Origin of the sequence: Paraburkholderia sediminicola, from assembly GCF_046026675.1 — a bacterium.
Lineage (GTDB): Bacteria > Pseudomonadota > Gammaproteobacteria > Burkholderiales > Burkholderiaceae > Paraburkholderia > Paraburkholderia sediminicola_F.
Genome location: NZ_JAQQEY010000001.1, coordinates 57,752 through 80,260, shown reverse-complemented (window position 1 = coordinate 80,260; position 22,509 = coordinate 57,752). Strand labels below are relative to the sequence as shown.

At 58.9% G+C, this 22,509-nt stretch carries 14 protein-coding genes and 3 pseudogenes; 9 read left to right on the top strand and 8 right to left on the bottom strand.

From position 1 onward, the window contains the following. The first annotated feature begins 52 nt into the window (after positions 1–52). A complete protein-coding gene (locus PQQ86_RS00280) occupies positions 53–2,473 on the top strand; it encodes a heavy metal translocating P-type ATPase (RefSeq protein ID WP_408264026.1) in 2,421 nt (806 codons plus the stop codon). A gap of 19 nt (positions 2,474–2,492) precedes the next feature. Here PQQ86_RS00280 and PQQ86_RS00275 read toward each other — a convergent pair whose 3' ends face one another. Beyond that, a complete protein-coding gene (locus tag PQQ86_RS00275; RefSeq protein ID WP_408264024.1) occupies positions 2,493–3,533 on the bottom strand; it encodes a helix-turn-helix domain-containing protein in 1,041 nt (346 codons plus the stop codon). A 324-nt stretch (positions 3,534–3,857) separates the two neighbouring features. Between PQQ86_RS00275 and adh the strand changes: the two genes are divergently transcribed. Beyond that, a complete protein-coding gene (gene adh, locus PQQ86_RS00270) occupies positions 3,858–5,378 on the top strand; it encodes an aldehyde dehydrogenase (RefSeq protein ID WP_408264022.1) in 1,521 nt (506 codons plus the stop codon). A gap of 64 nt (positions 5,379–5,442) precedes the next feature. Then, complete coding sequence (locus PQQ86_RS00265; protein ID WP_408264020.1) at positions 5,443–5,838, top strand: DUF779 domain-containing protein; 396 nt, start codon at positions 5,443–5,445, stop codon at positions 5,836–5,838. A gap of 16 nt (positions 5,839–5,854) precedes the next feature. On the opposite strand, the gene eutC is transcribed toward PQQ86_RS00265, so the two are convergent. The 3 genes from eutC to eat are packed head-to-tail and all read right to left on the bottom strand — an operon-like array spanning position 5,855 to position 9,475. Further along, a complete protein-coding gene (eutC, locus tag PQQ86_RS00260) occupies positions 5,855–6,640 on the bottom strand; it encodes an ethanolamine ammonia-lyase subunit EutC (protein WP_408264018.1) in 786 nt (261 codons plus the stop codon). Next, complete coding sequence (locus PQQ86_RS00255) at positions 6,637–8,031, bottom strand: ethanolamine ammonia-lyase subunit EutB (protein WP_408264016.1); 1,395 nt, start codon at positions 8,029–8,031, stop codon at positions 6,637–6,639. Before PQQ86_RS00255 ends, eutC begins: the two co-directional genes overlap by 4 nt. 40 nt (positions 8,032–8,071) lie before the next feature. Next, positions 8,072–9,475 carry an ethanolamine permease gene (gene eat, locus PQQ86_RS00250; protein WP_408264014.1) on the bottom strand — a complete coding sequence of 468 codons (1,404 nt, stop codon included), beginning with the start codon at positions 9,473–9,475 and terminating at the stop codon, positions 8,072–8,074. Between the two features lie 254 nt (positions 9,476–9,729). Here eat and PQQ86_RS00245 point away from each other — a divergent pair, with 254 nt between their 5' ends. Continuing rightward, positions 9,730–10,596, top strand: coding sequence for an AraC family transcriptional regulator (locus tag PQQ86_RS00245; RefSeq protein WP_408264012.1), 867 nt, complete (start codon positions 9,730–9,732; stop codon positions 10,594–10,596). 347 nt (positions 10,597–10,943) lie between these two features. Here PQQ86_RS00245 and PQQ86_RS00240 read toward each other — a convergent pair. Then, a pseudogene (locus tag PQQ86_RS00240) lies at positions 10,944–11,978 on the bottom strand (Fic family protein); the annotation flags it as partial. 1,908 nt (positions 11,979–13,886) lie between these two features. On the opposite strand from PQQ86_RS00240, the pseudogene PQQ86_RS00235 reads away from it, so the two are divergent. After that, positions 13,887–14,615, top strand: a pseudogene (locus PQQ86_RS00235) (recombinase family protein); the annotation flags it as partial. Here PQQ86_RS00235 and PQQ86_RS00230 read toward each other — a convergent pair. Then, positions 14,614–15,684 (bottom strand): annotated as a pseudogene (locus PQQ86_RS00230) (type VI secretion system Vgr family protein); the annotation flags it as partial. The pseudogenes PQQ86_RS00235 and PQQ86_RS00230 overlap by 2 nt on opposite strands. Before the next feature lie 692 nt (positions 15,685–16,376). Between PQQ86_RS00230 and PQQ86_RS00225 the strand changes: the two are divergent. The 4 genes from PQQ86_RS00225 to PQQ86_RS00210 all read left to right on the top strand — a co-directional run bounded on the left by PQQ86_RS00225 (position 16,377) and on the right by PQQ86_RS00210 (position 20,352). Further along, on the top strand, positions 16,377–16,820 hold the full coding sequence (locus PQQ86_RS00225; protein ID WP_408264010.1) for a hypothetical protein: 444 nt from the start codon (positions 16,377–16,379) through the stop codon (positions 16,818–16,820). Between the two features lie 168 nt (positions 16,821–16,988). Continuing rightward, positions 16,989–18,554, top strand: coding sequence for a recombinase family protein (locus PQQ86_RS00220; protein WP_408264008.1), 1,566 nt, complete (start codon positions 16,989–16,991; stop codon positions 18,552–18,554). Beyond that, complete coding sequence (locus PQQ86_RS00215) at positions 18,551–19,453, top strand: plasmid partitioning protein RepB C-terminal domain-containing protein (protein ID WP_408264006.1); 903 nt, start codon at positions 18,551–18,553, stop codon at positions 19,451–19,453. Before PQQ86_RS00220 ends, PQQ86_RS00215 begins: the two co-directional genes overlap by 4 nt. Next, the gene (locus PQQ86_RS00210; protein WP_408264004.1) at positions 19,450–20,352 is read left to right on the top strand and encodes a plasmid partitioning protein RepB C-terminal domain-containing protein; all 903 of its coding nucleotides are present in this window, start codon (positions 19,450–19,452) and stop codon (positions 20,350–20,352) included. The genes PQQ86_RS00215 and PQQ86_RS00210 overlap by 4 nt, the downstream gene beginning before the upstream one ends. Positions 20,353–20,417: 65 nt before the next feature. On the opposite strand, the gene PQQ86_RS00205 is transcribed toward PQQ86_RS00210, so the two are convergent. Together PQQ86_RS00205 and PQQ86_RS00200 are read right to left on the bottom strand one after the other, a co-directional pair. After that, entirely contained in the window at positions 20,418–21,386 is a 969-nt protein-coding gene (locus tag PQQ86_RS00205; RefSeq protein WP_408264002.1) for a DUF6708 domain-containing protein, read from the bottom strand. 140 nt (positions 21,387–21,526) lie between these two features. Further along, complete coding sequence (locus tag PQQ86_RS00200; RefSeq protein ID WP_408264000.1) at positions 21,527–22,492, bottom strand: DUF6708 domain-containing protein; 966 nt, start codon at positions 22,490–22,492, stop codon at positions 21,527–21,529. Between the last annotated feature and the right edge of the window lie 17 nt (positions 22,493–22,509).

Below are 22,509 nucleotides of genomic sequence, written 5' to 3'. Positions count from 1 at the left end.
GTAGTGGCTTCAGGGTGTTTACTAGACCACAAATCGAACCAGGAAGCCACCTATGCCTCACGCCAACCTCGCCGAAGCGGACCGCCCGGAACGGACCAAAGCCTGTGCCCACGGGCATGACGGGCATGTCCATGACCATGCCGACGAAAACGCCGATGGCCACGGTCATAGCGAAAGCTGCGGTGCCGGCCATGAAGCGGGTGCTCGTGAAGGCGCCCACGAGCACGGTGAAAGCTGCAGCCATGGCGACGCAGCGAACGACCACGGTCACGCACACGCCCACAGCCACGGCGAGGCAGCCTGCTGCGGAACGGCGCACACCGCAGCCGCGCCGGTCAAGCTCCCGCAATCGGAAGCCGTCGGTAGCGACCTTCGCACCGCGATCCGCATCATGCAGATGGACTGCCCGACCGAAGAAGCACTAATCCGCAAGAAATTCAGCCGCATGCCGTCCGTGCGCAGCATGGACTTCAACCTGATGCAGCGCGTGTTGACCGTCGTGCACGCGCCGGACGCCCTCGAAACGATTCTCGCCGCGATCCGTTCGCTCGACTTCACGCCTGAACTGGCAGACGCGAACCCGGACACGGCAGCCGCCGCCCCTCACGCGCCGGCCAAGCCGTGGTGGCCGCTGGCGCTCGCAGGCATCGCTGCGGTGGGCTCAGAGGCCGCGGGCTGGCTTGGCGCCCCCGTCTGGCTGGCAGCGGGTCTGGCGCTCCTCGCGATCGCCTCCTGCGGCCTCACAACGTACAAGAAGGGCTGGGTCGCGATCCGCAACGGCAACCTCAACATCAACGCGCTGATGAGCATTGCCGTAACCGGCGCGCTGATCCTGCAGCAGTGGCCGGAAGCGGCGATGGTGATGGTGCTCTTCACGATCGCCGAACTGATCGAAGCGAAGTCACTCGACCGCGCCCGCAATGCCATCCAAGGCTTGATGCAGCTCACGCCCGAACAGGCGAGCGTGCAGCAGGCGGACGGCAGCTGGCGTCTTATGGACCTCAAGGCGATCGCGCTCGGCGCGGTGGTACGCGTGAAGCCAGGTGAACGGATCGCGCTCGATGGCGAAATCGTCGCGGGTCGCTCAAGCGTCGATCAGGCGCCGATCACCGGTGAAAGCCTGCCCGTCGACAAGACCGTGGGCGACGCGGTGTTCGCCGGCACGATCAACCAGGCCGGATCGTTCGACTATTGCGTCACGGCCGCGGCCAGCAACACCACGCTCGCGCGCATCATTCACGCGGTCGAGGAAGCACAAGGCACCAAAGCGCCGACGCAGCGTTTCGTCGATCAGTTCGCGCGCGTCTACACGCCGATCGTGTTCGCCGCCGCGCTCGCCGTGGCGGTGCTGCCGCCGCTGCTGTTCGGCGGACAGTGGCACGAATGGGTCTACAAGGCGCTGGTGATGCTGGTGATCGCGTGTCCGTGCGCCCTGGTGATCTCGACGCCGGTGACGATCGTCAGCGGCCTCGCGGCTGCCGCGCGCAAAGGCATCCTGATCAAAGGCGGCGCCTATCTCGAACAGGGCCGCAAGCTGAGCTGGCTTGCGCTCGACAAAACCGGCACGATCACGCACGGCAAGCCGGTGCAAACCGAGTTCGAAATGTTGGCCGACATTGACGTCGTTCGTTGCAGGACGCTCGCGGCGAGCCTTGCGGGCCGCTCGGATCATCCCGTGTCGATGGCGATCGCGGCAGCGGCGAAAAGCGACAGCATCGCTAGCGCCAGCGCCACGGTCGAGGCGTTCGAGGCATTGGCCGGACGCGGTGTGCGCGGCGACATCGACGGCTTGCCGTATTGGCTCGGCAATCATCGGCTGGTCGAAGAACTCGGACGCTGCTCGGCGTCGCTCGAAGCGCGGCTGGATACGCTCGAGGGACAAGGCAAAACCGTCGTGATGCTGGTGGATGCCGAACGCGTGCTCGCGCTATTCGCCGTCGCCGATACAGTGAAGGACACGAGCCGCGCCGCCATTGCCGAGTTGCAGCGCCTCGGCGTGCGCGCCGCCATGCTCACCGGCGACAACCCGCACACGGCCGCCGCGATCGCGCGGCAAGTCGGTATCGACGAAGCGCGCGGCAATCAGTTGCCGGAAGACAAGCTGAACGCGGTGGCGCAGTGGTCGCAGGAAGGCGCGACGGTGGGCATGGTCGGCGACGGCATCAACGATGCCCCCGCCCTGGCGCGCGCCGACATCGGTTTCGCGATGGGCGCGATGGGTACCGACACCGCGATCGAAACCGCCGACGTTGCCTTGATGGACGACGATCTGCGCAAGATCCCGCAGTTCATCCGACTGTCGAAGGCGACGCATTCGGTCTTGGTGCAGAACATCACCTTGGCGCTCGGCATCAAGAGCGTCTTCCTTGTGCTGACGATGATGGGTCTGGGCACGATGTGGATGGCCGTATTCGCCGATGTGGGCGCGAGCCTGCTGGTGGTGGCGAATGGCTTGCGGCTGTTGCGCAAATAGCGTCCCGACGCCGGCACGCTCAATGTGCGAACAAGTACGCGCGTTCGTCGAGGCGTCCGTTGGCGGCCTTCAAGGTCTCCGACGGACGGACGCCGAACAGCTTCCGGTAGTCGGTTGCAAACTGGCTCAAATGCCAGAAGCCCCACGCTGCGGCGATATCCTGAACCGAACGTGATTCGCGCGACGCGTTGCACAGATCGCGTCGCGCGCCGTTCAGGCGGATCGTGCGCAGATACGTGGCGGGCGCCATACCGAGTATGTCCTGAAAGCAGTATTGCAACGTGCGGCGGCTGACATGCAAGCGCTCGCACAACTCCGGCACGTTGATCGCGCGCTCGCGATTGGCCAGCACATACTCGCGCGCTTCAGCCACGATCGACTGACGTCGCCCACGCGTGGGCATCGCAACCTGCTCGGCGGCAGGCAACGCGCCCACATCGAATAGCGACGCCAGCACCGACGCCTGCAAATTGTTGCGTGCGAATGAGGACAGCGGCGCGCCGTTCTCCGCGCCGTCGTCGAGAAGCTGGCGCAGCGATGCGCACAAGCGCTCCTTGCGAGCCGTGCCGATCTGCACGACTTCCGTGTTCGGCAGATGGTCGGCCAGACCGACGCGCTCCACTTCGGCTGCGTAGCGGCGCAGCACTTCACCCTTCACCACCACACCGAAAATCTCGTAGCCCGCCGAAGTCAGCAATTCGAATTCGATCCCACCAGGACGAAATGCGAGCGCATCGGCCGCGATCACCTGCGTGTCGATACGACCGGATCCCTCGGGGCAAGTCGGAATGCCGAACCAGTAGGCGTCCTCCTGCACCTCGCAGGTCTGCCGCAGCGTATGGCTGGTAGTTTCGACGAACACCTGCATGTGGTCGAGGCACAACTCCGTCAAACCGCCGACGAAGCGGCCCGCGGTCAGCTGGTCGTAGGTCTGGCTCCAGCCATGGAGGTTGCGCGCCTGCTCGTCGGCGTCGTAGGCGACGCAGGTCTGCACGCAAAAGCTCGGCTGTTGCGCGTACGTCGGTGCTGTCAGGCCGTCGGTTCGGAAGTCAATCGTCATACCGGATCTACGAAATCGAAGTATTGAGCAGATCTGGAAGGCAATTCCCATGCCGAACGGATTCGCGCCTTACATTCCTTTGACCGCGACCGCACATGCTCACGCCCTGTTCAATTCATGAACAGGGCTGCGCACACTGATCAGAAACGAGACGTTCATCGTTTGACAAGGTGAACAGGTCTACGCGCCATGCCTGCGGGCGTGCCTGCTGCGCGTGCACAACTCACCAGCGCGGTGCATTGGCACAGTTCTGGCTCTAGTCTGTCGCGGTCAGCGAAATATCGCGCCGAATATAGCCCATTCAAACATGTGAGGAGCACACAGATGAATCACGCAGAGATGCAGTTTCTGACTACCGAATTCCCCTACAAAAAACAGTATGGGAATTTTATCGGCGGCGAATGGGTGAAACCGGTGGGCGGCGAGTACTTCGACAACGTCTCGCCGATCACCGGCGAGCCGTTCACGTCGATCCCGCGTTCACGCGAAGCCGATATCGAACTCGCCCTCGACGCCGCACATCGTGCGAAGGCAGCGTGGGGCAAGACGTCGACTACCGAACGCGCGAACATCCTGAACCGTATCGCCGACCGGATGGAAGCGAATCTGCAACGCATCGCCGTGGCAGAAACGATCGACAACGGCAAGCCGCTACGCGAAACGATGGCGGCTGATATCCCGCTAGCCATCGATCATTTCCGCTATTTCGCCGGCGCCGTGCGCGCACAGGAAGGCTCGCTCTCCCAGATCGACGACGACACCGTCGCGTATCACTTCCATGAGCCGCTCGGCGTGGTCGGCCAGATCATTCCGTGGAATTTCCCGATCCTGATGGCGGTGTGGAAGCTCGCGCCTGCACTGGCCGCCGGCAATTGCGTCGTGCTGAAACCGGCCGAGCAAACGCCTGCGTCGATTCTCGTGCTGCTCGAACTGATCCACGATTTGCTGCCGCCAGGCGTGCTGAACGTGGTGAACGGTTTCGGCCTCGAAGCCGGCAAGCCGCTCGCGTCGAGCAAGCGCATCGCGAAGATCGCGTTCACGGGCGAAACGACGACCGGCCGCCTGATCATGCAGTACGCGAGCCAGAACATCATTCCGGTGACGCTCGAACTCGGCGGCAAGAGCCCGAACATTTTCTTCGCCGACGTGATGAACGCGGACGACAGCTATTTCGACAAGGCGCTCGAAGGCTTCACGATGTTCGCGCTGAATCAGGGCGAAGTGTGCACGTGTCCGTCGCGGGTGCTGATCGATGAAAAGATTTACGACCGCTTCATGGAGCGCGCGTTGAAGCGTGTGGCTGCGATTACGCAAGGCCATCCGCTCGACACGAAGACGATGATCGGTGCACAAGCCTCCCAAGAACAGCTGGAGAAAATCCTCTCGTACGTCGATCTCGGCAAGCAGGAAGGCGCGGAGTGTCTCATCGGCGGTGAGCGCAATACGCTCGGTGGCGAACTGAGCAAGGGCTACTACGTAAAGCCGACCGTATTCCGCGGTCACAACAAGATGCGCATCTTCCAGGAAGAAATCTTCGGACCGGTCGTTTCCGTGACGACTTTCAAGAACGAAGAAGAAGCGCTCGAAATCGCCAACGATACGCTCTACGGTCTGGGAGCCGGTGTGTGGACGCGCGACGGTACGCGCGCCTATCGCTTCGGCCGGGACATTCAGGCGGGCCGGGTGTGGACCAATTGCTATCACGCGTATCCTGCGCATGCTGCGTTCGGTGGCTACAAGCAATCGGGCATCGGCCGCGAAAATCACAAGATGATGCTCGATCATTATCAGCAGACCAAGAACCTGCTCGTCAGCTATAGCGATAAGCCGCTCGGTTTCTTCTGAGCGTAACAACCCTGTACGAGTGGGCCGCATTGCGCGGCTCGCTCTTTTTCAACGAGGGCATGTGATGGCTGATGAGAAGGAAGTAGCCCGCGTGATCGCCACGCCTGCTGCGGTCGAGTTGATCGATAAGCTATGCGCGGAACACGGGGCCGTGCTGTTTCACCAATCCGGCGGATGCTGCGACGGCAGCGCGCCGATGATGTTCCCTCAGAGTGAGTTCATGGTCGGCTCGTCCGATGTGAAACTCGGCACGATTGCCGGCGTGCCGTTCTATATGAGCGAATCGCAGTTCGAATACTGGCAGCACACGCAGTTGATCATCGATGTGGTGCCGGGGAATGGCGGGATGTTTTCTTTGGAACGGCCGAGCGGGTTGCGGTTTTTGACGCGCTCGCGACTCTTCGAGGATGAAGAGAACGCGTGGTTGGGGACGCATCCGGTGGAACGGGCGGATGCTTAGCGTGTCTGTATCGTGCCTAGTTTGAGTCGTCGCCGACTGCGGGCGTTGTCGGCGTACTCGCTAGCAGCGCGTCGCTATCGTCTTTCAAACCAACGCCCGTGAGACTCAGGCGTCTTGCGTGCGTCAGCAGATAGTGCAACTTGTGTGCCGCTGACTCGTAGTTAAGACCTTCAGGCCGCACGTTGGAAATGCAGTTACGTTGCGCATCGCTGCAGCCCACTTTCGGCGCGTAAGTCAAATAGATGCCGAGACTATCGGGCGAACTCAAACCTGGTCGTTCGCCGATCAACATCACAATCAACTTGGCGTTGAGCAGTTCGCCGATCTCGTCGCCGAGCGCGACTCGGGCCTGGCGCGCGACTACTACGGGGCCGATCTTCCAATCCGTGAGTTTCGTGCAAACGGCTTGCAGCAGCGGAATCGATTGCTTCGATGCGGCGAATGCAGAGAGGCCATCGGCGATCACGAAGACCACTTCGGGTGAATCGACTGGAAGTTGCTTCAGCGTCTCGCGGCTCTCATCGCTCAACCGCCTGCCGAGATCCGGACGCCGCAAATAATGCTCGCGATCGGGCGCAGCGCTATGCACATCCAGTGTGGTGAAACTTTGCGCGCGCAGTTGTTCGTGCAGCACGTCCGTATCGAGCGGATGATGCACTGCGTCGCGCGCCTGCGCGTGCGACAGGTTGAACGCGAGCAACGGTGCGGTCGGCAAACTGTTGCCCGCACGGCCCAACGCGATACGAGCATTGGTGAACTGCCGCAACGCGTTCCATGGATTCTTTTCGAGGAAGTCGCTCATGCGATGCCTATCCAGTCATTCGCGCCTTGCAGCAGCGGTTGCTGTGACGATGCGCTCAGCAACGCGCCGCGCGCGTCCGTGATCTGCATGGACTCCAGCCATTCTTCGAATTCCGGAGCGCGGCGCAGGCCGAGCACATCGCGCACGTACAGGGCATCGTGAAAGGACGTGCTTTGATAATTGAGCATCACATCGTCCGCACCCGGAATGCCCATGATGAAATTGATGCCCGCCACGCCGAGTAGCGTGAGCAGATTGTCCATATCGTCCTGATCGGCTTCGGCGTGATTCGTATAGCAGATGTCGCAACCCATCGGCACGCCGAGCAGCTTGCCGCAGAAGTGGTCTTCAAGACCAGCGCGCGTGATTTGCTTGCCGTCGTACAGATACTCTGGTCCGATGAAGCCGACCACGGTGTTGACCAGAAACGGATTGAACTTGCGCGCCACTGCGTAGGCGCGCACTTCGCACGTCTGTTGATCGACACCAAAATGGGCATCGGCCGACAAAGCGCTGCCCTGACCGGTTTCGAAATACATCAGGTTATTGCCGACGGTGCCGCGTTTCAGCGACAACCCCGCTTCATACGCTTCCTGCAACAACGCAAGCGAAATACCGAAACCCGAGTTCGCTTTCTCTGTCCCGGCAATCGACTGAAACACGAGATCGACCGGTGCGCCTTTCTCAATTGCCGCGATAGTGTTCGTGACGTGGGTCAGCACGCACGATTGCGTGGGCACCTGATAGCGTTGGCGGAAATCGTCGATCATCAGCAATAGCTTGGTGATCGCGGCAAGATTGTCGCTGGCCGGATTGATGCCGATCATCGCGTCGCCGCAGCCGTACATCAGGCCATCGAGCATCGATGCCGCGATACCTTTGACGTCGTCGGTCGGATGATTCGGTTGCAGACGCACCGACATGTGACCGGGCAAGCCGATCGTATTGCGAAAGCGCGTAATCACCGGACGTTTGCGCGCCGCCGCGATCAGATCCTGATTGCGCATCAGCTTCGAGACTGCAGCGACCATCTCCGGCGTGAGGCCGGTGGTGATACGCGTGAGCGCGTCGGCATCGGTTGTGCTGCTCAACAGCCAGTTGCGGAAATCGCCGACCGTCAGATGCGAGATCTCGGCGAACGCTTGCGGCGAGTGATCGTCGATCACCAGGCGCGTGACCTCGTCGCTTTCGTACGGGATCAATGCTTCGTTGAGAAACGTGCGCAGCGGCACCTGCGCGAGCGCCATCTTGGCCGCGACGCGCTCTTCTTCGCTTGCCGCCGCGACGCCCGCGAGCTGGTCGCCGGAACGCTGCGGACTGGCCTTCGCCATCAAGGTTTTCAGGTCGGCAAAGCGATACGTGCGGCTGCCGATTGTCTCGGTGTAGCTCATCTCTACGACTCCATCGCCGCTTGCGCAGCGGCTCGATCCGTCACTCTTCGAGCAAAGCGTCTGCCGGTGCTGCCTCGCGTTGATGGCGCGTCAACAGGAAGTAGACGTAGCCGAGCGCGAGGAAAATCGCGAACACGACGGCCACCAGGAAATTGAAGTAGACCATCGTTGCCAGACAAATCACCGCGGCCACCAGCGCGAACGCCGGAAAGAACGGAAACAGCGGCGCGCGGAACGGGCGTTCCATGTTCGGATCCGAGCGGCGCAGCTTGAACAGCGACAACATGCTGATGATATACATCACGATAGCGCCAAATACGGACATCGTCACGATGTTCGCTGTCAGCGTCTGGCCGCCGAACTGGATCAGCTCATCACTATAAATCGCGGCGATGCCGACCACGCCACCCGCGATGATCGCGCGATGCGGCGTCTTGAAGCGCGGATGTACCTTGGAGAGCCACTCCGGCAGATAACCCGCGCGGGCCAGCGCGAAGATCTGCCGCGAGTATCCGAGGATGATGCCGTGAAACGACGCGACGAGTCCGAACAGGCCGAGCCACACCAGCATATGCATCCAGCCGCTATGTTCGCCGACAATGAACTTCATGGCCTGCGGCAACGGGTCGTTGATGTTCGACAGCTTGGTCCAGTCGCCAGCAGCGCCAGCGAACACCATCACGCCGATGGCGAGCACAACCAAGGTCAGAATGCCGGCGACATAGGCGATCGGAATCGAACGCTTGGGATTCTTGGCTTCTTCGGCGGCCATCGCCACGCCTTCAATCGCGAGGAAAAACCAGATCGCGAAGGGAATCGCTGCGAACATGCCGTGGAACGAGCCCATGCTGAAGGTGTCCGCGCCGGACCAGCCGCCTTTCGTGAAATTCGCCCACTGGAACCCCGGCGACACGACGCCCATGAACACCAGCAATTCGAAGATCGCGAGCAGCGTCACACACAACTCGAAGGCCGCAGCGATCTGTACACCGACGATATTCAGCGCCATGAAGACGAGATACGCGCCCATTGCAGCGTGTTTCGGTTCGAGACCTGGAAACTGAACGTGCAGATAGGCGCCGATCGCGAGTGCAATTGCGGGTGGCGCAAAGACAAATTCGACTAACGTCGCCGCGCCCGCCAGATAGCCGCCGGTTGGGCCAAAAGCGTGGCGCGCATAGGCGAATGGGCCACCCGCATGCGGAATCGATGTGGTGAGTTCGGTGAAACTAAAAATGAAGGTGGTGTACATCGCGGCAATAAAAACCGCCGTGATGACGAAGCCAAGCGTGCCGGCGCTCGCCCAGCCGTAGCTCCAGCCGAAATACTCGCCGGAGATGACCAGACCGACCGCGATCCCCCACAGTTGCCACGTCCCGAGCGTCTGCTTCAACTCATGATGCGTGACCTTACCGACGTGCTGACTTTTGGACTCTGATTTCATCGGGCGCTCCTGATGTTGCCGCTTGCTCGGCGCTGCAAGGTTTTGCGGTGCATGAGCGGACAGGCTTCAGCCGATGGTAGTGAGCCATTATTCGAGGTGTTATCGAAATTCGGCAAAGTTCGGGCGCGATTGTGTCAGTGGGCGCTTAATTCCGTTCACGCGCGATGTGTGAAGTTCGCAGGATTTGGTAAATGGGGACGTGGTACTTTGGTTCGCATCCCTTCAGCAATCTTCTCTTTGTTGGCCACTTAGTCATGAACCAATCGGACAATCGGGCGCGCTACGAAACTCGGCTGGGCCGCGTGCTGGACCATATTTACGATCATCTCGACGAACCGCTGGATATCGATCGTCTCGCGCAAATCGCCTGCATGTCGCCGTATCACTGGCATCGCATCTTTCAGGCGATGTATGGCGAGACTGTTGCGACGACCGTGCGGCGTTTGCGGTTACATCGCGCGGCGGGATATCTGGCGAACGGTTCGATGCCGATCGCTGAAATTGCCGATCGCTCGGGCTATAGCAGTTTGCAGTCTTTCACTCGCACCTTCCGCACGGTTTTTGGCATTCCGCCGGCGCAGTATCGCAAGCAGGGTACGCATAGCCGGTTTCGTCCGGCACTTTTAGGAGACGATCAAATGACGATGCGTGAAGTGGTGATTCGTCACGTGGAGCCGATAGAGGTTTTGTCGGTGGATCACGTCGGGCCGTACATGCAGATCGGCAAGGCGTTCGATGGGCTGTTCGGCTGGTTGGCGAAACATAATTTGCTGGCGGGGCAGATGCGCATGATCGGGATTTACTACGACGATCCTGGTGTTATTGCTGAGGATGAGTTGCGGTCGAAGGCTGGGGTGTTGTTGCCGCATCCGGTTCAGGCGTCGGTGACGGTGAGTTCGCCGGTTTCGGTGGCTCATGTCAAAGGCGGGGAGTACGCGGTGTTGCGGCATAAGGGACCGTATAGCGATATGCGAGCGGCTTATGAGTGGTTGTATGGAACGTGGCTCGTGCAGTCGGGGCGTGAGGCTGCGGATGCGCCGGTGTTCGAGGAGTATCTGAATAGCCCGAAGGAGACTGCGCCTGCTGAGCTGCTGACGGAGATTTGTTTGCCGTTGGTTTGATGGTTTTGGCTTGGTTCTGTTTGTTCTGCCTGCTTTGTGCTTGCTTGTGCAGCGGGGTTCGCGGTTGCCTCTCTGGTTTTTATAGTCTTTGTATATGTATACATAGTAATAGTTAACAAGCATCGCACTTGGCTGTGGATAACTTGGATCTTCGTTTACAGATCAAGGGACTGCGGAATCGATAACCCTGCGGAGCGTGGGCGAACAGGAACAAGGAGCCAGGGAAAACTTTTGACTGACCAAGCGAGATCGCCGGTTTATCAAAGTTTCGCCCACAACGTGTCAGGTGGCTTGTACAAAAGTTGTCCAGAGGGGGCTGTGGATAAGTGGGGCTACTTATGTAGCGCTCAATCCGCTAACTCGTACGACGTGCTGCGGCCCGCCGCTGCTGATTTTTTCAACACTCCGGATGCGACGAGTTCGCTGATGTCGCGCAACGCGGTATCTGGTGAACACTTCGCAATGGCAGCCCACTTGCTGCTGGTCAGCTTGCCGTCAAAACCGTCGAGCAGACGACTCAACAGCTTGACTTGCCGCTCGTTGAACGGCGTGCTTGCCCACCGTTGCCAGAAGCGCGCTTTAGACAGCACGACATTCAGCGTGAGTTGCGCGTGATCGACTGCGCGATGCAAAGCATCGAGGAACCATGCCAGCCACTCGGTTATATCGAGTGTGCCTTTTTGTGTCCGCTCGAGAATGTCGTAGTAGTCTTTTCGCTCACGCTGGATCTGTGCCGACAAACTGTAGAAGCGCTCTGGGCTGCCGTCAGCGCGCGCCAGAAGAAGATCACCAATGGCCCGTGCAATGCGGCCGTTGCCGTCATCGAAAGGATGCAGCGTAACGAACCAGAGGTGAGCGAGCCCCGCCTTGAGCACCGAATGATCTGCCGTATCGGTATTCAGCCACGCTAGAAACCGGTCCGCCTCCATTTCCAGCCGTGTGGCAGGCGGCGCCTCGAAGTGGACTTTCTGACGCCCGATCGGACCGGAAACAACTTGCATCGGACCTTTGGAATCGTCGCGCCAGTTGGCAACGCTGATCCGGGACATACCGCTGAACCCGGTCGGAAAAAGCGCCGCGTGCCATCCAAACAGGCGCTCTTTCGACACCTCAGCCGAGCAATTCAGGGTGGCGTCGAGCACCATCTCCACGACGCCTTCGACGTGGCGGTCGACTGGCGCGAGCGCGCCAATATCGACGCCGAGCTTACGTGCTATCGACGAACGCACCGATGCGACATTGAGCTGTTCGCCCTCTATCTCGCTGGTTTTGACGACGTCTTCGGTCAGCGCGACAAGACTGGCCTCGCTTCGTAGCGCCAGCCCGACATCGGCAAGACGCCCGAACAATAGCCCTTGGGCGCGGGACACTTCCGCGAGCGGACACGTTCAGCACGGTGGTGGACGAGCAGGTCAGCGAGACGATCGTCTGGAGTAGCCGGAAGGACGGCGGCGAACAGCAGACCCGGCAGGCGAGCCTGCCACGAGTCATTTTCGTGAGATAAAGATGTTGGAACAGGAACATGACGCAACGGCCTCGGCGCACGATCTGTCGAGCCTACTGATTCCGTTGCTTAGCTTCATCCCATCCGGCTTGGACGACAGCCGGTGTGATCCACTTTGCGCAGATGTCGGTCTCACTCAGCGATTTCTTGGTCATTGTGCTCTTTTATATTGGCCTTGACGGGTAACTGTATCAACGTTTTCAGCCAATCTACGGGATTTTTACATTCTTCGAAAACTTTCCCCCGGCATGCGCCCACTGCCGCGATAGGACCTAAATTTTACAGAAAAGTCTTCTGGACCCTTTTCCCGCCCCTCCCTTCAAAAAGCCCTATCAACTTTGCCCCTTTATATCAGCAGGAATCCCCCCTTTGTGCCATTCCATCTTCAGAAGCCGGCGTAACATCGAATAGTTCCCCGCTCGAACGCGTCGTCGTGTTCACCATCGTCTTCGCAGCCGGTGCGCTGTGGGCCACCAGCTTCAACAAGTATGTCGAGAAGATCTGTCGGGAGGCGGTTAACCAGATATAACCCGTTTCAGCATCGAGAGCCGTTTGACCCAAACGACATACAGATGGCCGGCGAAATGCATGAGCCCTTCGAGCCCAACTTCTTCCATTAGCGGCTTTTGAGGAATACTGCTTTGGCTGGTTCGAAAGTTGCCTCGAGAGTATTCCCCGTTGGGGCAGATGCCAATGGAATAGCTCGGACAGCGATGGAAAAAACCCCGCGAGCCTTGTTGGTTGCGGGGTTTTCGGACTTTCTTGGACTGCTTTGAATGTGTTTTTGGTGGGAGCAGGAGTATCGAACTCGCGACCTTCCGCCCCTCAACTGCACTTGTATCCCGTCTTGAATCAAGTCACTCAAATGTGAATGCTCTCAATTATTCTGGGATCCTACCGTAGGGCGCCAGAAAAGGTGCACCTGCACTTCCCGGGAAATCAATCACTTGCAAATTGCCGCGCCACAAAGACCGGTTGACCCGTGTCTAAGTTGGTGAGACTGGGCTACAACCGCGCCACAGTAAGTGCAATCATCGATTTAATACACAGTTAAATCATTAAGCAGTGTTTTATCAGCATCGAGAGCAGCCTCATTGATGGTCGCTCGAGCTGCTGGCGCCCGCCCAATGCAGTTGCGACATGAAGCACCATCATGAAATCGTCCCGACTTTGCCTTGCCTGCGGCAATCCGTTTCATCCCCTTTTGCGGGTCCCCAATCAACGGTACTGCTCGGCCGCGGCGTGTCAGCGTGAACGCCGGCGCCGCTGGCAACGACGGCGACTTCGCGTCGACGCCGACTACAGGGAGAACCAGGCACGGGCGCAATCGAACTGGCACGCTCGTCACCCGGACTACTGGCGTCAATACCGCGCGACGCACCCGGCCTATCGGGAGCGCAATTGCGCGATGCAACGGGAGCGGAATGCGCGAAGAAGTTCCAGTCCGATTGCAAACATGGATGCGTCACCGCCTTTACACCCGCTCGCATCAGGCTTCTACATATTGCGCCGTGCAGTCGAAACAGGCATTGCAAAGATGAACGCGTGCACCGTCCACATCGCCGTGCTGTCGACGCCAAACGGGCCACCCATACGTGATTGCAAAGAGATGACGTGATCGACTTCCGCGCCACGCCTGCTACCTTTGCCTTGTACCCGCTCTGAATCAGACACCACCGCAGTTGCGACTGCGGTTGCGTTTCGAAAGTGACGATCTGCGTTTCCGGCGCGAAGCCGGACGCGCAAGCTCAGGGGAGCGAGGATTCGAAGCAGCGGGAGCAGGACCGTGTCACTCGATTACATAGGCGATACCGTCGTCGCGCAGGCCCCCTCGGTACGGGCGGCCGAATACGTTCGGATGTCGACTGAGCACCAGCAGTACTCGACCGAGAACCAGCGCGACAGGATCCGGGAGTACGCCGTGCGGCGCGACCTCGAGATCGTTCGCACCTACGCTGACGAGGGTAAAAGCGGTCTGCGTATCGACGGGCGGCAGGCGCTTCAGCAGCTGATCAAGGACGTTGAAAGTGGTCGAGCGGATTTTCAGGTGATCCTCGTCTATGACGTGAGCCGCTGGGGGAGATTCCAGGACGCGGATGAAAGTGCGTACTACGAGTATGTCTGCCGGCGCGTCGGCATCCAGGTTGCCTACTGCGCCGAACAGTTCGAAAACGACGGCTCGCCGGTATCCACCATCGTGAAAGGAGTGAAGCGGGCAATGGCCGGTGAATACAGCCGGGAACTGTCGGCCAAGGTGTTTGCCGGCCAGTGCCGGCTGATCGAGCTCGGCTTCCGGCAGGGGGGACCGGCTGGATATGGCTTACGCCGCGTGCTCATCGATCAGCACGGGATCATGAAAGGAGAACTTCAGCGAGGCGAGCACAAGAGCCTGCAGACCGATCGAGTGATCCTTATGCCAGGGCCCGAGAGCGAAATCCGGATTATCAATCTCATCTACAACTGGTTTATCGACGGGTCGTTAAATGAATACGAGATCGCGGCCCGGTTAAATGGTAGCCGAGATGCAGTTGGGAGTCTGCACTCGTGCTATAGAGCTGCACCCGATTCTGGCCAGTCGCATCGTCCATCACCATCTGGTTGTACCCGCTGCCCTGGTATTCCTTGGACTTGTAGCCTGAGAGAATCCCGTTCGAATGCCAGTCGGGAGTCTTCCCACCGTTATAGACGCGCCCGGTAACGAGCGGCTTGTCGCAGTCGCCATCGAGGAAAGACACAATGACTTCTTCGCCGATGCGCGGTACGTGTACACCGCCGTGCCCACCACCAGCATGCGATTGCGCGACGCGCATCCAGCACGACGCGTTTTCATCGCCGGGGTTCAGCCGGTCCCAGTGCATCTGCACCTTGACGCGGTTCAGCGGATCCGTGAAGACTTCCTCGTTCGCAGGGCCAACCACGGTTGCAGTCTGCATGTGCATCTCGGGCTTCTGATGCTCGAGTGGGCTTCGGAACGGGGCGGCCTTGCGCTGTGCTTCGACCATCGCCATGAAGAAACCTTCGCTACCGTCTGCCGCTTTGACCACTAGCGTTGGATTGTTTGCGTGCTGCGCGCGGGCCGCGGCGATCGTTTGCTTCAGGCTATGCGGGAAGTCCGTCGTACCGCTTGAGGCCGGCAGGTTGTTCTCGATGACCCACTCGACAGCGATAACGGCAAACTGCCGGTCCTGCTGACTACCCGTGCTGTGGTCGGGATGGTCGGCCAGTTCGAACCAGCGCCCCGTATCGATGCGGCGTACCGCGCCCACACCGTGGAAACGCTTCGCGCGCGACTCCCACTCCTCCATCCTCACCTTCGAGAGGTGGTCGCCGCGGTCCTGCTGTCCGTACGTATACGCGCCCGTGTACTCGTACACTTCAGCCTGCTGCGGCAGGTTGCCCTGCGTGGTCAGCGTGGGAACCGTCGTGCCTTTCGGATTCGCACCCGTTGACGGCGACTTGTAGTCGAACGTGCGTGTCGTGAGAGTGGTGCTCTGCAGTGTGCGCGTGCCGCTCCACTGCACGAAGGCATCCGTTTCACTGTTCGTACCGGAGCGGTAGAAATCCACCGTCTGCGGCGACAGGGGCTGCAGGCTGCCGATAGCCCTTTAATTTTCATGGTGGGGGAAGAGTTACTTGAACTCTCGGCCTATGGACAATCGACCAGTTCGAAATGCCCTCAAACGCGCGTCCCAAGCCCGTTGAAGACTGCTATCGGGCGAGAGCGGCATGAAAATCTAATCATCCCTGCTCATTCGAGTCCAGCTAACCCAGCTCTAGTCCAGTGATTTCCGTTTCCCTGCAGTAGGCCAGTCGCATTAACTCCGTCCCACAGTCTCAAAATTGTGGCGCCAGTCGCACTTACTCTGGCGCCCTACGCCTACACTGTGTAGCGACACTCAAAACGTGAGATTTTTGCGCCCGCCAGACAAGGCCCTGCAGACTGTGGGACGCATCGGATGAGATTTGGGGAAGCATCGCGTGAGATTTTTTTGCACGCAGCTGAACCGGCATGACAACGGGGTACCTTCCTGGCGAAGCTCTCCCATCGCCATCGCCCATAGGGCCGTCGTGAGCGACTCATCTCGATGCACGCCGGCGGTCAAGAAATGTCCAAGTTTCTGAGACTGGCCTACTCACGCGCCAAGCAGACAGCGATGGCTGTTTAACGAAGCAACTACCGAGTTAAACCCCTCTCTATTTCGTCTCAGGCCAGCCGTTTCAGTGACTGGTCGAGGCGTCGGCGTCTGCCCGTCGCAACCCGACCTCGAGGGCACTCATGAAATCCCCCCGCCTCTGTCTCGCGTGTGGCAACGCGTTCGTGCCGCTGGTACATGTTCCTCGTCAGCGCTACTGCTCGTCGGAAGCTTGCCAGCGCGCCCGTCGACGCGACTGGCAGAACCACCGGCTCCGTATCGACCGCGACTATCGCGACAACCAGGCCCGGGCCCAGGCGAGATGGCGCGCAGGCCACTCAAACTATTGGCGCGAGTATCGAGCTGCACATCCGGCGTATCGAGAGCGCAACAGCAGCATGCAGCGGATGCGCAATGCACGACGGAGTTTCAAGCCGATTGCAAAGATGGATGTCATCGAACTCCCTCGGCCGCTGGGCTCTGGCTTCTACGTGCTGCGTCATGCGGATGATGCCGGCGCTGCAAAAATGGACGTGTGGACCGTCCACATAGCCGTGCTCTCTGCGCCGACAGCACCGCCCATATGATTGCAAAGAGATGACGTGATACACATTGGCGTCGGGCCTGCTACCTTTGCCTTGTCACCGTTCGTTTTCCAACGCTACCGCCTGATGTGAAGCCGCGGCGTTCGCATTTGGGGCTGCCCTTGCGCTCGGTGCCTACCGCGTGTTTGTGTCTGAGTTGCGGAGCGGAGAATGTCATTCAATAACGCGGGTGCAGCAGTCGTAGCCGGCTCCCTGGCAGGACGGGCAGCTGAGTACGTCCGCATGTCGACCGAACACCAGCAGTATTCGACCGAGAATCAGCGCGACCGAATTCGAGACTACGCAACCCACCGCGGATTCGAAATCGTGCGCACATATGCCGATGAGGGTAAAAGCGGTCTGCGAATCGACGGTCGCCGGGCACTTCAGAATCTCATCTCCGATGTGGTCAATGGCAAAGCGGATTTCGGCGTAATCCTCGTCTATGACGTGAGTCGCTGGGGGCGATTCCAGGATGCCGACGAGAGCGCGTATTACGAGTACATCTGCCGCCGTGCCGGCATCCAGGTTGCGTACTGCGCCGAGCAGTTCGAAAACGACGGGTCACCTGTCTCGACTATCGTGAAAGGGGTAAAGCGGGCAATGGCTGGCGAGTACAGCCGCGAATTGTCTGCGAAGGTTTTCGCGGGCCAGTGCCGTTTAATTGAGATGGGCTTCCGACAAGGAGGCCCAGCCGGATATGGGCTGCGCCGCGTATTGGTCGATGAGCACGGACTCATGAAAGCGGAGCTGTGCCGGGGCGAACATAAAAGCCTGCAGACGGACCGGGTAATACTCATGCCGGGGCCGGATAGCGAGGTGCGAACTGTCAATCTAATCTATAACTGGTTTATCGACGAGTCGCTCGACGAATACGAAATCGCAGCTCGCCTGAACGGCATGCACGTCCGGACCGACCTTGACCGGGAGTGGACTCGAGCCACGATACGGGAGGTATTGACCAACGAGAAATACATCGGCAACAACGTCTACAACCGGGTGTCGTTCAAGCTGAAAAAGATGCGAGTGACCAACACACCGGACATGTGGATTCGAAAGGAGGGAGCATTTCAGGCAATTGTGCCAAGCGAAACGTTCTACACGGCTCAGGGCATCATGAGGGCAAGAGCGCGTCATTACTCGAACGAGGAGCTAATCGAGCGACTGCGCAACCTGTTCCGCAGTCGCGGTTTTCTGTCCGGCGTAGTGATTGATGAAACAGATGGCATGCCTTCTACGTCGGTCTATGTGTACCGATTCGGCAGTTTAATTCGTGCCTATCAGACAGTCGGTTTTACCCCCGGCCGAGATTATCGATACATTGAGACCAACCGCTTCCTGCGACAACTGCATCCGGAAATCATTGCGCAGACGGAGAGGAAAATCTCGGATTTGGGCGGCACGGTGATACGCGACCCGGCAACCGACCTCCTGACGGTCAACGACGAATTCACGGCGTGCATCGTGCTCGCGCGCTGCCAGGCGCATGACAATGGCCGCAATCATTGGAAAGTGCGCTTCGATACGAGTCTCCTGCCAGATATCACAGTCGCGGTGCGGCTCGACCAGACGAATGCATCGGCGCTGGACTACTATCTTTTGCCACGTCTGGATTTTGGACAACCGCGTATTCACCTCGCCGACCAGAATCCAGTCGAGTTTGAGAGTTATCGCTTTGATACGCTGGACTACCTCTATGGCATGGCCGAGCGTGCGCGCCTCAGGAGAGTAGCGTGAACGCGCGGCAGCAGCCCGGAGAAATCCGGATGGTCCCCATCTCCCAGATTGAAGTCATCAATCCGCGAGAACGCAATGGCCGGGTTTTCAATGAAATCGTCGACAACATCAAGACCATCGGTCTCAAGAAACCCATCGTGGTCACGCCGCGAGCAACGGCCGGCGGCATAGAAAAATACCTGCTCGTGTGCGGCGAGGGGCGATTGAAGGCGTTCCGCACGCTCGGAGAAGCGACTATTCCCGCACTCGTGGTGAGCGTCAGCGATGAGGACGCGTTCGTCATGAGTCTGACGGAAAACATCGCGCGCAGACAGTGTCGCCCACTCGAACTGCTCGCCGGCATTCGGCAATTGCAGGAACAGGGATATGCGCCGAAGGTCATTGCCGAAAAGACAGGTCTTACGGCGGCTTACGTTCATGGCATCCTCGCGCTGCTGCGGCAGGGAGAAGAGAGACTTGTCGTTGCGGTGGAGAAAGGCGTCGTTCCCCTGAATGCCGCCCTCATGATTGTTGGCGCCGGCGACGACGACGCCGAAATACAAGCAGCGCTCCAGGAGGCTTATGAGTCGGGAAAATTGCGGGGCAAGCAACTGATGAGCGCTCGTCGCGTCATCGAGCGCAGAAAAGCACTTGGGCGAAGCACGGCGCACAATATGACAAGCAAATCCGCCGCTGTCACCACATCGAGTCTCGTGCGGACGTATGAGCACGAGGTAGAACGTCAGAAGTCCATGGTGAGAAAAGCCGAGTTTACGCAACAGCGGTTGCTATTTGTGGTCGGTGCATTGAGGCAACTGTTTGCCGATGAGAACTTCATCAACCTGCTGCGCGCGGAGGGATTGGCCAGCCTGCCGAAGTATCTTGCCGAACGCGTTTGGCCAAGCGGGAGTGTCACATGACTGGCGTAACTCTTGGATTCATCCCCGAGCCATTGTCGGTGCCGGTCTCCAGTATCTTGCCATCGCGGAGAATACCGGCGTCCGTGGTCCAATCGCGCAAATTTCGACAGATACGAACCTCAATTGAGGAGGTAGGCCTTATCGAACCGCTTTCCGTAACGCCAGCGGACCAGTCTTCAGGGCAACATGTTCTGCTGGATGGGCATCTACGATTACTTGCCATCCAGGACTTGGGCCACGAGCGGGCTGCCTGCCTTGTCGCGACCGATGACGAAAGCTATACCTATAACAACCGGGTCAATCGCCTGTCGACAATCCAGGAGCACTATATGATTCGGCGCGTAATCGACAGAGGCGTATCACCCGAACGATTGGCAAAATCTCTTTCCGTGGACGTATCACAAATTATAAAGAAGGCGTCGCTGCTCGACGGCGTTTGTCCGGAAGCGGCTAAACTTCTCGTCGACCGGCAGTTCTCGCCGGAGCTTGTTCGCGCTATTCGCAAAATGAAGCCCACGCGGCAGGTCGAATGCGTTGAGCTGATGGTGGCCGCTAACAATGTGTCAGTCTCCTACGCCGAGGCATTGTTGGTCGCTACCCCTGCAGCGCGCCTTGTGGAGGGCAAGAAGCCACGCAAACTGACCGGCGTTAGCCCGGAGCAGATGGCGAAAATGGAGCGGGAAATGAGCAATCTGCAGGGGCAGTACAAGCTCGTGGAACAGACTTACGGTCAAGACGTGTTGAACCTGGTGCTTGCGAAAGGGTATCTCGCCAAGCTCCTCGAAAACGAATCTGCACGGCAATACATTGCCCAACACCACCCGGATTTGATGGCGGAGTTCGAGTCCATCATTGCAACCATTTCCCTCGACCAGCAGCAATTCGGCACAGTCGTTTAGCCGAACCCTGATGTCATGCCTCCAATGGCGGCAGCGCGTTCCGACGGCAGAGAAAGACCACAACTTCAAGCTTGAGCCATTGCGGTCGACGCCGAATTGCCGCAAGCGGCCTCTATCTCGGTCGGCCATACTGGCTCCCGGCTTGTCAGTTGCGCAATGTAGTGCAGTATCGACAGCATGAATATTGGGCCCGACAGCAGTATGGTAAGAAGGCGCATGGCAACGTTCACGCTGCCCACAGCCCCGATGCCGTAGAACCAGACGCTCATTGATGCGCGCAGAGAGGGGCCTCGCGGAAGATACCGCTCGACCTTCGGTAGCGCGCCCGGACCCTGCTCCATGTAGCGCCGGATGAACTCGAAGTTCGCCTGAATCTGATAGAGGACCTGTTTGCCAATTGGAGTGGCCTCGTCAGCGCCGTTGACCGTACGAGCACCGAAGCTGAACGTGTTCACGATTTTCTTTCCGGCATCATCGAGCACAAAGCAGCGCATAAGGGTTGGTGCTCCCCCGGCCAGCCCATTGGAAGGCAGCCTGTGCGGGTAGAAAAACGCCTTGTCCCAAGGTACCGAGATAACTCCCCCCGGCCCGTTGTGCCGGAAGGCGTAGACCATGCGCGTCTGGCGATTGAAGCGCACGGCCTTGTGCCTGTAGTTGAAGCAATCGCGCAGCAGTATCACGACGGTGAGCACGCAGCACAATACCGTAATCGCGACGAAAACCCACATGCCGGCACTGAACATCCCCTGTTCGCCGTTCCTGACCATGGCCGGCGTGTCGACGACTGCGCTCTGAACACATTCTATGGTGAGGAAAGCAAATGCTGGGAAACAAAGCAGAAAACCAAGAAGACCCCAGCCAACCTGCGAATACGAGCCGTCACAAACCTCCAGGTACACATCGTTCATGCCAAACACGGTATTAGCGTCGGCAGCCTCGTTCGCGACCGGTTTGCGAACGTCTATGCGCCGTGCCGCTTCATCCTCGTCAACCGAGCGGTTCAAGGCCACCCGGGTCATGTAGTCATACGCCATATCTTCTCGCTTACGATGTCAGAGCTTCAAGCTGCTTGCGTTCATCCTGCTCGGAGAATTTTTTCTCTCCCGCATCGAAGATGCACTTGCGCAACCCTCTCTAAATACTTCCGTTGCACGATGAGCTGAGAAGCGATGCTTCAGACCTTCACCGGTTCGACTATGCCGGTCCCTTGGCACTCCCGTAAAACGTCGCTAGGCCAAGCGGGCTGGCGGCTTGTAAGCTGACCGATGTAATGCAGAATTGCCGTAATAAAAACAAACCCGCTTAACATTCGGACAAGGCGATGCGCCTGAGGACTGCCCTCACGCAGCAATTCCCGGTCCACACGAGTCCAGATGTTGAACGAATTGGCAAGAGAAACGTGCGTCGGGACGAGCTCCGGTCCTGGGAGCGCCGTCGGACCTTTCTCCATGTATTGGCGGATATATTCAAACTGGTCGGAAAGACCCTGGACGATGTCGCGCCCGGTAGGTGTGGATTCATCCAGAAAACTGGAGACCCCTCTACCAACGGAGAAAGACCGAGCTACGTTGCTGTTCGAGTCGAGGACGTGACACCGGATAAGGTATGGCGTCACTCGCGAGAGTGTATCTTTACGGCGCTTCTCAACAAAGAAAAATGCCTTGTCCCAAGGCACTGCGATAACTCCTCTTGCGCCGGCACCTCGATAGGCATAGACCATCCGATTCTGGCGATTGAAGCGAATCGGGGTACGCGTCCAAGTGAAGTTTTCTTGGAGAAGCCCCCAGAATGTGGCGAACAAGAGGACGACAATCGCGACGAGTATTAAGGCCATGCCTACCATAACCGCATTCAGTGTTGCGTCGCGCGCGACAGTGTCAGGGATATGCGTCATGTCATAAACTTGTCCGAACAGCATGTAAATAAAAAGTGGAATAAGGAATACGCATCCGTAGGTGAGCATGCCTCGCTGCTCGAAAAGCGCGTTCGTACTCTCGAGAAACACATCATTCATCGAAAACACCGAGAAGTTATCCCTCGGCGTTTCGCTGGCAGGCACATCCACGCGCAACCGGCGCTGTCGCTCTTCATCTGTCAGGGGGCGATTGAGCTTGACCCAGAGATTTCCTTCCCATGCCATAGCGATTCCTCTCAAGT